Genomic DNA, 12,319 nt, shown 5'->3' on the forward strand with positions numbered 1-12,319 from the left:
CATGCTGAACCGCAGCGCCCATACCGACACGTTTTCCCGCGACAACCTGCCGCCGGAGGCGGAGTGGCCTGATCTGCTGCTGGATGGATTTGACTATCCTGAACGGTTGAATGTTGGCGTGGAACTTACTGACAAGATGGTTGAAAAAGGGTTCGGTGATCACACCGCCCTGATCGGCAACGGGCGCAGGCGGACCTACAAGGAGTTGAGTGACTGGACCAACCGTCTGGCGGCGGCGCTGGTGGGGGATCTGGGGCTGAAACCCGGCAACCGGGTGTTGATCCGGTCGGCCAACAACCCCGCGATGGTGGCCTGCTGGCTGGCGGCGACCAAGGCGGGGGCGGTGGTGGTGAATACCATGCCGATGCTGCGCGCGGGCGAATTGCGCGCGATCGTGGACAAGGCAGAGATCACACATGCGCTGTGTGACACCCGGCTGATGGATGAAATGACGTCCTGTGCCAAGGCTTCCAAGTTTCTCAAGACTGTCGTCGGGTTTGACGGGACGTCGAACCATGATGCGGAACTGGACCGGCTGGCGCTTGAAAAACCGGTGCATTTCGACAGCGTGGATACCGCGCAGGATGATGTAGCGTTGCTGGGGTTCACGTCCGGCACCACGGGCGATCCGAAGGCGACGATGCATTTTCATCGCGATCTGCTGATCATCGCAGACGGTTATGCCCGCGAAGTGCTCGGCGTCACGCCGGAGGACGTCTTTGTCGGCTCCCCCCCGCTGGCATTCACTTTCGGCCTTGGGGGGTTGGCGATCTTTCCCCTGCGCTTTGGCGCGGCGGCGACCTTGTTGGAAACGGCAAGCCCGCCCAACATGATCGAGATCATCGAGAAATTCAAAGCGACGGTGTGTTTTACCGCGCCCACCGCGTACCGCGCGATGCTGCAGGCGATGGAGGAGGGCGCGGATCTAAGTTCGCTCCGCGCCGCTGTCAGCGCGGGCGAGACGCTGCCGGCCCCCGTGTACCACGACTGGCAGGAGAAGACCGGCAAGCCGATGCTGGACGGGATCGGCGCGACGGAGATGCTGCATATCTTCATTTCCAACCGGTTTGATGATCACCGGGCGGCCTGTACCGGGCGGCCTGTGACGGGCTACGAGGCAAAGGTGATCGACGAGGAAGGCAAGGAGGTGCCGCGCGGCGATGTGGGGCGTCTGGCGGTGCGCGGACCAACCGGGTGTCGCTACCTCGCCGATGATCGGCAGGCGGCCTATGTAAGGGACGGCTGGAATATCACCGGGGACAGTTTCAGCATGGACGAAGACGGATATCTGCACTTCGCCGCGCGCAATGACGACATGATCGTGTCTTCGGGGTACAACATCGCAGGCCCGGAGGTGGAGGCGGCGCTGCTGTCGCATCCGGCGGTCAGCGAATGTGGCGTGGTCGGTGCCCCGGATGATGCGCGCGGGGCTATTGTGCAGGCCCATGTGGTGCTGGCAGAGGGTTTTGAGGGCGACGCGCTGATGGTCAAGACGCTTCAGGATCACGTCAAAGCGACCATCGCCCCCTACAAATATCCCCGCGATGTGCGGTTTATCCGCGAACTGCCCAAGACCCAGACCGGCAAGATCCAGCGTTTCGCACTGAGGGAACAGGGATGAGCGATTTCGATCAGGCATCGAAGGGCGCGAAAATGGATTTCGCGCGCGACATGTCCTATGGCGATTATCTGGGGCTGGACGCCATCCTGTCGTCGCAGCATCCGCTGAGCGCCGCGCATGACGAGATGCTGTTCATCGTGCAGCACCAGACGTCGGAGCTTTGGATGCGATTGGCGATCCATGAGCTTCAGGCGGCACGCCGCGTCATGCTGGATGGCAACCTGCAACCCGCCTTCAAGATGCTGACGCGGGTGGCGCGGATCTTTGAGCAGTTGAACAGTGCGTGGGATGTGCTCAGGACGATGACGCCCAGTGAATACACAGCCTTTCGCCCCGCATTGGGGAATTCGTCCGGCTTCCAGTCGCACCAGTACCGTCAGGTGGAATACCTGCTGGGCAACCGCATCGGGGCGTTGATGAAGCTGCATGAACACAAGCCCGAGGCCTATGATGTGTTGAAAGATGAACTGGCACAGCCGAGCCTTTATCAGGTTGCCATTGCGATTGCTTGCGACACGCTTGGGATTGCATCGCTTGCCGGGCCACCGGGCGCGGACAGCTGGAAGGCGGATCCGGCGGTGCAGGATTTGTGGCAGAAAGTGTATGAGGCGCCCGAAGACCATTGGGCGCTGTATGAACTGGCCGAAAAGCTGGTCGATCTGGAGGATTATTTTCGCCGCTGGCGTTTCAATCATGTCACGACCGTGGAACGGATCATCGGCTTCAAACGCGGCACTGGCGGCACCAGCGGGGTTGCCTATCTGCGCAAGATGCTGGAAGTGGAGCTTTTCCCGGAGTTGTGGCACGTCAGAGGAGCGCTGTAAGTGGCTGAGATATCCAAGAAAGACCAGTTCATCCTGCCCGAAGGCGTGGTGTATCTGGATGGCAATTCGCTGGGGCCGATGCCCAAGACCGTGCCGCAGCGGATGCAGTCGGTGGTTGCGGATGAATGGGCGCAATTGTTGATCGGGGGGTGGAACAAGGCGGGCTGGATGGCCATGCCCGAACAGGTCGGTGATTCAGTGGGCCGGTTGATTGGTGCTCCCAAAGGGTCAGTCGTGATGGGCGATACCCTGTCGATCAAGGTTTATCAGGCGCTGGCCGCAGGTGTGAAGTTGCGCCCGGAGCGGCGGGTGATCCTGAGCGACACGGGCAATTTCCCGAGCGATCTTTACATCGCGGAAGGCTTGGTGGGGCTGCTTGGGCAGGGGTACGAGCTGCGCACGGTGGCACCAGAGGACGTGGCGGATGCCATTGGTGAGGAGATTGCGGTGGTGATGCTGACGGAGGTGGATTACCGCACCGGACGCAAACACGACATGAAGACGATCACGGAGATGGCCCATGCAGCGGGTGCCGTGATGGTCTGGGACCTGGCGCATTCGGCCGGCGCGCTGCCGGTTGATCTGGCGGGGTCGAACTGCGAATTCGCGGTGGGGTGTACCTATAAATACCTCAATAGCGGGCCGGGTGGACCTGCGTTCATCTACGTGCGCCCCGATCTGGCCGATACGGTTGAACCCGCCCTTGCGGGGTGGTTGGGCCATGCGCGGCCTTTCGATTTCGATCTCAACTACACCCCCGGCGCGGGAATCGAGCGGATGCGCGTGGGCACGCCGCCCGTGTTGCAACTCGCGGCGCTGGAGGAGTCGATGAAGCTGTGGGAAGACGTGGACATGGACGCCCTGCGCGCGGCTTCCATCGCCCTGCAGGAACAGTTCATTGAAGAAGTCGAAGCCGCCGCACCGCAGTTGACGCTGGCCAGTCCGCGTGATGCGCAGGTCCGGGGCAGTCAGGTATCGTTCCGCTTTGAACATGGATACGCCGCGATGCAGGCGCTGATCGCGCGGGGCGTCGTGGGGGATTTCCGCGCGCCGGACATCATGCGCTTTGGCTTTACGCCGCTTTATATCGATGCGTCGGACGTGTCCAAGGCCGTGGGGATCATTGCGGATGTGATGAACAACGACCTTTGGGATGACGCGCAGTACAAGGTGCGATCGCGGGTGACCTGACAGGCTGCGCCGCTTTCAGCGCGCGCGCAGCATCGGGGACAGCAGGCTGGAGCCGATGAAGATCAGGGCGGCAACGCTGACGATGCTGGGCCCCGTCGGCGTGTCGTAGCTGAAGGAGACAGCCAACCCTCCGAAGGCCGCCACTGCGCCGAAAAGGGCGGCGATCACGGCCATCATCTCTGGCGTGCGGGCAAAGGGGCGGGCGCTTGCCGCGGGGACGATCAGCATGGCGGCAATCAGCAGCGCACCGACAACCTTGAGCGCCACGGCAACCGTCAGGGCCAGCGCGAGGGTCAGGATCAGCTGCTCGCGCCGTGGATGACCACCCGATGCGGTGGCCAGATCAGGGTTCAGCGTTGCGGTCAGCAGCGCCTGCCAGCGCCACACCAGCAGCGCCACCGCCGCAAGTGCACCGATCCAGATCACGGCAAGGTCACCTGCGCTGACGGCAAGGATTTCACCGAATAGGTAGGCCGATAGATCGACCCGCTGTCCGGGCAGCAGCGATACCGCGACGAGACCGAAGGCAAGGGCGGCATGGGCCAGAACGCCCAGCAGGGTGTCGGTGCTCAGCTGTCTGTCGGACAGGCCGCCAACAATCAGCGCCATGGCAAGGGCAACCGCAAGCACACCCGCAAAGATCGGCAATTCCGTTGCCAGCGCAAGGGCGACGCCAAGAAGGGCCGCGTGGCTGGTCGCGTCACCGAAATAGGCCATGCGCCGCCAGACGACAAAACATCCCAGCGGTGCGGCGGCAAGGGCAACCCCCAGACCGGCAAGGGCCGCGCGGATGGCGAAATCATCCAGCATGCTCAGGCCTCCGCTTTTGCCGGGGCATCGTGATCATGAACATGATCATGATCGTGATGATGGTGGTGGTCGTGATCATGTCGGTAAAGGGCCAGCGCCCCTTGCGTTCCTGTCCCGAACAGCGCGCGATATTCGGGCGCATCGGCGACGATCTCAGGCGCGCCTTCGCAACAGACATGACCGTTCAAACACAGAACCCGGTCCGAGGCGGCCATGACCACATGCAGGTCGTGGCTGACCATCACGACGGCCAGACCCAGATCGCGCCGCACCTCTTCGATCTGGCGATAAAAGGATGCCGCCCCCGGCTGATCGAGCCCCTGGGTGGCTTCATCCAGGATCAGGATGTCCGGCTCCCCCAGCAGGGCGCGGGCCAACAGCACCCGCTGAAACTGTCCGCCCGACAGCCCTGCCATCTGGCGGTTCGCCAGATCGGCGACACCTGCGCGGGCAAGGGCTGAGGCGACCTGCGTCCGATTCTGCCTGCGCGGCAGGTTCAAGAAGCGCCGCACGGTCAGCGGAAGGGTCGAATCAATCGCCAGCTTTTGTGGCACGTAGCCCACTTTCAGCCCGTTAGCGCGCACAACGGTGCCGCCTGCAGGGCGCAGGGCTCCGATCAGGGCGCGCAGCAGGCTGGATTTGCCTGACCCATTGGGGCCGACAATGGTGACGATCTCCCCTCGGTCGATGTTGAAGTTTACATCGCGCAGCACGATTTGGCGGCCATAGCTCAAGCTGAGGTCTCGGGTCTGGATCAGGCTCATGCCGGGACGCCCTGACAATCGGGGCACAGGCCTTCGGCTTCCAGCACGGTGCGTTCGATGCGAAACCCGGCGGCACGGGCTGCGGCACCAAGGCGGCCCTGTTCAGGACCGGTGCAGGTTTCCGCGACCGACTTGCAGGCGCGACAGATCAGAAACACGGGGTTGTGCCCTTCGCCCAGATGGGTGCAGCCGATATAGGCATTCAGTGCCTCGATCTTGTGGGCAAATCCGGCGCTGACCAGAAAATCCAGCGCACGATAGGCGACGGGCGGCTGGTTGCCCAGCCCTTCGTCTGCCAACACAGCCAGCAGGTCATAGGCTCCCAGCGCACGGTGTTCGGCCAGCAGGATTTCCAGCGCACGCCGCCGCACCGGGGTCAGGCGGAGCTTTTTTTCCCGGCAAATGGCTTCGGCCCGCTGCAGCGTGTCGCGCACGCAGGCGGTGTGGTCGTGACGCCTGAACCCGACAGGTTCGTTCGCGTCATGGTGTTTTTGTTCCATGAGGTATTGATATGTTATAACATTCAGTATAGCAAGCCGCCATTCGTCAACAGGGAGACTTCGGATGCGTTCTTTGATTGTTTTGGCTTTTGCATTGGGGATTGTACAGCAGGCAAAGGCGGATGCCCCCCGCGTGGCGACGGATATCCTGCCGGTTCAGGCGCTGGTTGCGCGGGTCATGGAAGGGGTCGGCACGCCTGACCTGATCCTGCCGCCTACGGCGTCGCCGCACGGTTATGCATTGCGCCCCTCGGAAGCACGCAGTCTGGCGCAGGCGCAGCTGGTGGTGTGGATTGGTCCCGCGTTGACGCCATGGCTTGCGGAACCGGTGGAGACACTGTCGCCGGGTGCCAGACATCTGGCGTTGATGGAGGTCGAAGGCAGCATCGTCATGCCATACCGGGAAGGGGCCGCTTTCGCTGCACATGATCACGACCACGGGCACGATGATGAACACGGGCACGATGATGAACACGGGCACGATGATGAGCATGCACAAGACGATGATCATGCGCATGATGCAGAGAAGGCGCACGACGATGATCACGGTGCAGAACACGCGGGCGATGCACTTGATCCCCATGTCTGGCTTGATCCGCGCAACGGGGCCGTATGGATGGAGGTCATCGCAGCGGAACTTGCCGCACTTGATCCGGCGCATGCGGACATTTACCGCAGCAATGCCGCCGCAGGCAAAGCGGAACTGGCCGCGCTGGAGGATGAAGTGAAATCCCTGCTGGAGCCGGTGAAATCACGCAGTTTTATCGTTTTCCACGATGCGTTTCACTATTTCGAAGCGCGCTTCGGGGTGGAAGCGACGGCTGCTATCAGTGCAGGGGATGCCGCCAAGCCGGGTGCCGCGCGCATCGCTGAACTGCGCGCGCATATCGCCGAAACCGGGGCGGTTTGCGCTTTTGCCGAACCGCAATTCAATGCCGATCTGCTTGATACCGTGACCGAAGGGCACGCGGTCAAACCCGGTGTGCTTGACCCGATGGGGGCTGCGCAGACGATGGGCGGACAGCATTATGCCGCAACCTTGCGCGGCATCGCTGTGGCGATGGCGGACTGCCTTACCCCTTGAGCGTCAGATCAGACCGTTCATAGCGGTGGCGGCCATCTTCGGAGGGTCGCGCCCGCTTGAGCGCCCAGAAATGGCGCACGTCATCCATACCCATGTCCGGGTTATCGGCCAGAAAATCACGGGTGTATTGGTTGAACTGGTTGTGATGCGCGATCTTGCTTTGCGCGCCGGGCGCGTTCGCTTCGTTCATCATACGCTCGTACTCTGTCACGGCATCGGCCAGCGTCTTGCCGACATTGGCCTTGATCCACGCCATGAAGGCGATGTTGAACTTGAACTGATCGCCAACCTGAGACTTGAAGAAACGCCGCACGTTCTGGGAGTTGCGATAGCTGTCGGTGATCACCGTATCTGGTGTCAGCGGCGCTGAGTGCCAGTCAAAGGCAGACTTCGGGCGCGACGGGCGGTCGCCGAGCAATGCAGGTTCGCCCGTTTCCAGAAAATGCGCGATCCGCTCCAGCTGAGTGAATTTCGCGCCCGCGATCTTCAATCCGCGACGTCGGCATTCTGCTTCAAGCTCCGCCTTGGTCCAATACCAGCGCCTCAGCCCTGTGGCTGTGGTGATCGTTTCAATCGGAGGGCGGTTCTGATCGGTCATGGGGTGAAGATGTGAGCGTAGGCGATCCAATCAAGGAAAAACGCACCGAAGTGGCGTGCATGGCGGATTTCATCGCAGCGGACTGCGGCTTGATCAGGGCGCGACGGGATGCAAGGTTGGGCCATGTTTTCTCGCAGGACACTGTTGGCACATGCCGGTGCGGGTGCGCTGGCTGCGGTGTTGCCGACAACCGGGCGGGGGCAGGATCGCTATGACCAACAATATCTGCTTGATTTCCAATCTGTTGGCACCGCCACGCTGATTCATCTGGGGGATCTTTTCGGTCAGGTCCATCCGCATTTGATGCGGCCAGCCGAAGACAAGACCGCCCTCCGGAGCGAACGCCATCTGCCCGAAAACCAGACCGGAGAACTGCTGCGCATCCGCTTTGGCGTGGGCGGCCGTCAGCCGATGGATTATGCGCTGACCCACGCTCATTTCGCTGAGGATGCAATGGTCTATGGTCCGATGGGCGGACTGGCGCATATCGCGACGGTTGTCGAAGCCATCCGCGCCCAGCGGCCCGGTGCGGCGCTTGTCGCGGGTCAAGGGGCCGCGCTTTTGAAGCCGCTTCAGCGGGCAGCGCCTGTTCACAGGGCACAGGTTGGTGACGTACCCCTTGCCGTGATCGAAGTGACCGACATCGACCGCCTGCCGGATCAGTTGGCAACGGCCAGGGCGCAGGGTGCGATTGTCGTTTGCCGCTCCGCGCTGGGGGTTGCGGCGAACCGTGTGCTTGCGGCGCAAGGAATGGGGATTGATCTGATGCTTTGCGCCGGGGATGCGCCCGCTTTTCCCGAGGCAGAGCGCATTGGGGATGCATTTCTGGTGGCGACAGGGACGCAGGGAAGGTTCGTGTCCCGGATTGATCTGGACGTGCAGGACGGGCGCTTGCAGGGCATTGCCCATCGGCTGATCCCGGTTTTTGCCGATATCATTGCGCCAGCACCGCTGCCGGATATGCCGGGCCCGGACGGGACGGTTCTTGGGACAGCGACCAAGCTGTTGTACCGACAAGGGCGTCTGGGGAGCACTTGGGATGACTTGATTTGCGACGCGCTTCTGCGCGGGTTGGATGCAGATGTTGCCTTGGTGCTGGGGGCGCAGCACGGGGTCGCGGTGCTTCCGGGTGCGCCGATCACCCAAGCCGCGTTGGAATCGGTTCTGTGGGGCGCGCCTGCCCGGACAAGCCCAACGGACCTGACGGGGTCAGAGGTTGTTGCAATTCTGGAAGCGGCTGCGGAGGCGGTCTTTCATCCTGACCCCCTGCGCCGCACGGCAACTGCGATGATGCGCGCGGGCGGGATCCGGTTTGCCGTTGATCCGGATGCGCAGACAGGCGCGCGGATCGGGGCGGTGACACATGCGGATGGCACGCCTTTTGATTTGCAGGGCTCCTACAAGGTTGCGCAGTGGGGCGTCGGTGCGACCGGGGCGGTTGGTCCTGCGATTGCGGATGTGATGGCAGGATATTTCAGCCAGCGCGCGGCGCTCACACCAGATTGAATGCGCCTTGCTCGCGCACGAAGCGGTTGATCAGGTCAGGGATATGCTTGCGGAACGGGAAGAACCCCTTGGTCGCCAGCGACCATGCGTGATCTTCGAAGGGGCGGCGGTGCAGGCTGACCGGCAGGGCATCGGGCCGCGCGCGGTAGGCGGCAATCATGTCCTGCACGGGGCCGACCGGTGCATAGGGTGCTACGATCTGCTCCAGCGCGTGGGACGTCGCCCAACCCGCAATCGCTTCTGCGCCCTCCAGGATCGCCATCTCGGCACCGTCCGCCTGATCCCGCGCTGCCACTTGCCGGAAACCGGAGACATGCGGCGCCATCTGCCAGGGGCTGTGGCCCGACGTCGCTTCTGCATAGGCCCAGGCGGCGGGCGCACCGCCTTTGATGAGGGGCGCGGGGTCGGTGTCATCGCCGTGCAACATCACGCCGAAACGGGCGGCGCGGGGCAGTGCGCCTGCGGGCGGCAGCATGCCCGCGCTCGGATTTGGCGGATAGGAAATGGCAGGCGCGTGATCGGCAAGGTCGGGAACGGATGCAAAGCGGCCGTTGGTGAATTTGGCGATGTTGCCTTCGGTCGCTAGATAGGTCTTGCCCTGCGTCTGGATCCCCGCCACCCAGCGCCAGCTGAGCGTATTGACGGCGGCATCCCCGTCCAGCAGATGCCGCAGGAAGAAATCCGCGCCCAATTGCCACGGCAAGCCCAGCGTAAAAATCCAGATGGACGCGAACCACATCCGCGCGTGGTTGTGCAGATACCCCGTCTGCACCAATTCATGCGCCCAGGCATCAAACGGCGCAATGCCCGTCTGGCCCAGACAAGCGTCTTCCCAGCGCGCGCGCAGCCCGGACTGGGTCTGCACTTCGTCTTGAAGGCGCGTCAGATCGGAGCGGTACATCTGCCAGACGGAGGGGCGCAGTTCCATCCAGCCTTTCCAGTAGGTGCGCCAGAACACCTCGCTCAGAAATTTATCAGCGTCGCGGGCGCGGTGTTTCGCGATCACGGCCCGTGCCACCTGTGGTTCATCCAGCAGGCGGGCACGGATGTAGGGCGACAGGGTCGACACGGCGTCGTGTTGCCCTGCGCCGTGGTCAAAGTTTCGGCCCTGCGCATAAGCGGCAGCGGCCCGTGGTACGAATGCGTCAAGACGGGATTTCGCGGCGTCACGTGTGGGCGGGAAAAGTTCAAGGATATCAGCCATGCCGCGCAGGTAGACCATGCGGCTTGCAGATCAAGTTCACGCATCAAGGTGCGGGGGGCCTCTTGAACCCCCCGGATGGCGCGACTAATCTTGCGGTAACGGTTTTGCGGGTATGGTCCGGCAAAAGACAGGTACAGGCAGGCAATATGAACGATCCCATCGACACCTATATGAACACGCTCGTCCCCATGGTGGTGGAACAGACCAGCCGTGGTGAACGCGCCTACGACATTTTCTCGCGCCTGCTGAAGGAACGGATTATTTTCGTGAATGGTCCGGTCCACGACGGCATGTCATCGCTGATCGTGGCGCAGCTTCTCCATCTTGAGGCGGAAAACCCTTCCAAGGAAATCTCCATGTATATCAACAGCCCCGGCGGCAGCGTCGTCGCGGGGATGAGCATCTATGACACCATGCAATACATCCGTCCGAAGGTGTCCACACTGGTGTGCGGCCTTGCGGCATCCATGGGGTCGGTCATTGCCATCGGCGGCGAAAAGGGCATGCGGTTTTCCCTGCCCAACGCGGAATTCCTGGTGCACCAGCCGTCAGGCGGTGCGCGGGGCACGGCCGAAGACATCCTGATCAGCGCCAAGAGCATCGAAAACACCCGTGAACGGATGTACCAGCTTTACATGCGCCACACCGGCAATACCTACAAGGAAGTCCAGAAAGCGCTGGATCGTGACAAGTGGATGACCCCGGAAGAAGCGAAGAAATGGGGCCACATCGACGAGATCGTCGAGAATCGCGGCAAGGAAGACGACCCCGACGCAGCCCCCAAAGGCAAAAGCGACAGCTGATGAGGGAACAGACCTGTGACGATTTTGCGATTGTAGCGGGGCAGGGGCTGGCCTAGGGTATGGGTCAGGAACTTGCCCTGCCACGCAGGGCATATTTTCAAGTGCGAACCTGAAAGGGTTAAGATGGCGAATTCTTCTGGTGGTGACAGTAAAAACACCCTCTATTGCAGCTTCTGCGGCAAGAGCCAGCATGAGGTGCGTAAGCTGATTGCGGGCCCGACCGTGTTCATCTGCGATGAATGTGTGGAACTGTGCATGGACATCATCCGGGAGGAGACGAAAGCCTCCGGCCTGAAAGCCACGGATGGGGTCCCGACACCAAAGGACATCTGCGACGTGCTGGACGATTACGTGATCGGACAGGCGATGGCCAAGCGGGTGCTGTCGGTGGCGGTGCACAATCACTACAAGCGCCTCAACCACGCCCAGAAGGGCGGGGACATCGAACTGGCGAAATCCAACATCCTGCTGATCGGTCCCACCGGCTGCGGCAAGACGCTGCTGGCGCAGACGCTGGCGCGTATTCTGGATGTGCCGTTTACCATGGCCGATGCGACCACCCTGACCGAAGCGGGGTACGTGGGCGAGGATGTGGAAAACATCATCCTGAAGCTGCTGCAATCGTCCGAATACAACGTCGAACGTGCGCAGCGCGGCATCGTCTATATCGACGAGGTCGACAAGATCACCCGGAAGTCCGAAAACCCCTCCATCACCCGCGACGTGTCGGGCGAAGGTGTGCAGCAGGCGCTGCTCAAGCTGATGGAAGGTACGGTTGCCTCCGTACCGCCACAGGGCGGGCGCAAGCATCCGCAGCAGGAATTCCTGCAGGTGGACACCACCAACATCCTGTTTATCTGCGGCGGGGCCTTTGCCGGCCTCGACAAGATCATCGCGGCGCGCGGCAAGGGGTCCGCCATGGGCTTTGGTGCCGATGTGCGCGACAACGACGAACGCGGGGTGGGCGAGATATTTACCGATCTGGAACCCGAAGACCTGCTGAAGTTCGGTTTGATCCCGGAATTCGTGGGGCGTCTGCCGGTTCTGGCAACGCTTGAGGATCTGGATGAAGACGCGCTTGTGACCATCCTGACCCAGCCCAAGAACGCGCTGGTCAAGCAATACCAGCGCCTGTTTGAGCTGGAAGATACGCAACTGACCTTCACCGATGATGCGCTGAGCGCGATCGCCAAGCGGGCCATCGAACGCAAGACAGGCGCGCGGGGACTGCGGTCCATCCTGGAAGATATCCTGCTCGACACGATGTTCGACTTGCCGGGGCTGGATTCGGTCAGCGAAGTGGTCGTGAATGAAGAGGCCGTGACCTCTGACGCGGCGCCGTTGATGATCCACGCCGAGAAAGAGAAAGAGCCTGCAACCGCGGGCTGATTGTCGGGATATGAGCACGATTTGA

At 62.0% G+C, this 12,319-nt stretch carries 12 protein-coding genes; 7 read left to right on the forward strand and 5 right to left on the reverse strand.

Going from position 1 to position 12,319, the window contains the following annotated elements:
• Position 1 precedes the first annotated feature (1 nt).
• Genes AB4X18_RS16640 through kynU form a run of 3 tightly spaced genes read left to right on the forward strand, consistent with a single transcriptional unit; the run spans position 2 to position 3,636 of the window.
• Positions 2-1,621: an AMP-binding protein gene (locus tag AB4X18_RS16640; protein ID WP_432816809.1), complete on the forward strand. Its 1,620-nt coding sequence runs from the start codon at positions 2-4 to the stop codon at positions 1,619-1,621.
• Positions 1,618-2,445, forward strand: coding sequence for a tryptophan 2,3-dioxygenase (locus AB4X18_RS16645; protein WP_370401142.1), 828 nt, complete (start codon positions 1,618-1,620; stop codon positions 2,443-2,445). Before AB4X18_RS16640 ends, AB4X18_RS16645 begins: the two co-directional genes overlap by 4 nt.
• Positions 2,446-3,636, forward strand: a complete 1,191-nt coding sequence (gene kynU / locus AB4X18_RS16650; protein WP_370401143.1) for a kynureninase — start codon at positions 2,446-2,448, stop codon at positions 3,634-3,636.
• 15 nt (positions 3,637-3,651) lie between these two features.
• On the opposite strand, the gene AB4X18_RS16655 is transcribed toward kynU, so the two are convergent.
• The 3 genes from AB4X18_RS16655 to AB4X18_RS16665 are packed head-to-tail and all read right to left on the reverse strand — an operon-like array spanning position 3,652 to position 5,710.
• A complete protein-coding gene (locus AB4X18_RS16655; protein ID WP_370401144.1) occupies positions 3,652-4,446 on the reverse strand; it encodes a metal ABC transporter permease in 795 nt (264 codons plus the stop codon).
• Between the two features lie 2 nt (positions 4,447-4,448).
• A complete protein-coding gene (locus AB4X18_RS16660) occupies positions 4,449-5,210 on the reverse strand; it encodes a metal ABC transporter ATP-binding protein (RefSeq protein WP_370401145.1) in 762 nt (253 codons plus the stop codon).
• On the reverse strand, positions 5,207-5,710 hold the full coding sequence (locus AB4X18_RS16665; RefSeq protein WP_432816810.1) for a transcriptional repressor: 504 nt from the start codon (positions 5,708-5,710) through the stop codon (positions 5,207-5,209). Before AB4X18_RS16665 ends, AB4X18_RS16660 begins: the two co-directional genes overlap by 4 nt.
• A 64-nt stretch (positions 5,711-5,774) precedes the next feature.
• On the opposite strand from AB4X18_RS16665, the gene AB4X18_RS16670 reads away from it, so the two are divergent.
• Complete coding sequence (locus AB4X18_RS16670; protein WP_370401146.1) at positions 5,775-6,794, forward strand: zinc ABC transporter substrate-binding protein; 1,020 nt, start codon at positions 5,775-5,777, stop codon at positions 6,792-6,794.
• On the opposite strand, the gene AB4X18_RS16675 is transcribed toward AB4X18_RS16670, so the two are convergent.
• Positions 6,784-7,392 carry a DUF6434 domain-containing protein gene (locus AB4X18_RS16675; RefSeq protein WP_370401147.1) on the reverse strand — a complete coding sequence of 203 codons (609 nt, stop codon included), beginning with the start codon at positions 7,390-7,392 and terminating at the stop codon, positions 6,784-6,786. The two genes, AB4X18_RS16670 and AB4X18_RS16675, sit on opposite strands and share 11 nt — an antisense overlap.
• A 123-nt stretch (positions 7,393-7,515) precedes the next feature.
• On the opposite strand from AB4X18_RS16675, the gene AB4X18_RS16680 reads away from it, so the two are divergent.
• Positions 7,516-8,898 carry a 5'-nucleotidase C-terminal domain-containing protein gene (locus AB4X18_RS16680; RefSeq protein ID WP_370401148.1) on the forward strand — a complete coding sequence of 461 codons (1,383 nt, stop codon included), beginning with the start codon at positions 7,516-7,518 and terminating at the stop codon, positions 8,896-8,898.
• Here the strand turns inward: AB4X18_RS16680 and AB4X18_RS16685 are convergent.
• Entirely contained in the window at positions 8,885-10,120 is a 1,236-nt protein-coding gene (locus AB4X18_RS16685; RefSeq protein ID WP_432816811.1) for an FAD-binding domain-containing protein, read from the reverse strand. The genes AB4X18_RS16680 and AB4X18_RS16685 overlap by 14 nt on opposite strands.
• A gap of 128 nt (positions 10,121-10,248) precedes the next feature.
• Here AB4X18_RS16685 and AB4X18_RS16690 point away from each other — a divergent pair, with 128 nt between their 5' ends.
• Together AB4X18_RS16690 and clpX are read left to right on the forward strand one after the other, a co-directional pair.
• Entirely contained in the window at positions 10,249-10,905 is a 657-nt protein-coding gene (locus AB4X18_RS16690) for an ATP-dependent Clp protease proteolytic subunit (protein ID WP_370401150.1), read from the forward strand.
• A 123-nt stretch (positions 10,906-11,028) separates the two neighbouring features.
• A complete protein-coding gene (clpX, locus tag AB4X18_RS16695) occupies positions 11,029-12,294 on the forward strand; it encodes an ATP-dependent Clp protease ATP-binding subunit ClpX (RefSeq protein ID WP_370401151.1) in 1,266 nt (421 codons plus the stop codon).
• The last annotated feature ends 25 nt before the right edge of the window (positions 12,295-12,319 follow it).

Origin of the sequence: Sulfitobacter rhodophyticola (assembly GCF_041281685.2) — a bacterium.
Classification (GTDB): Bacteria; Pseudomonadota; Alphaproteobacteria; order Rhodobacterales; family Rhodobacteraceae; genus Sulfitobacter.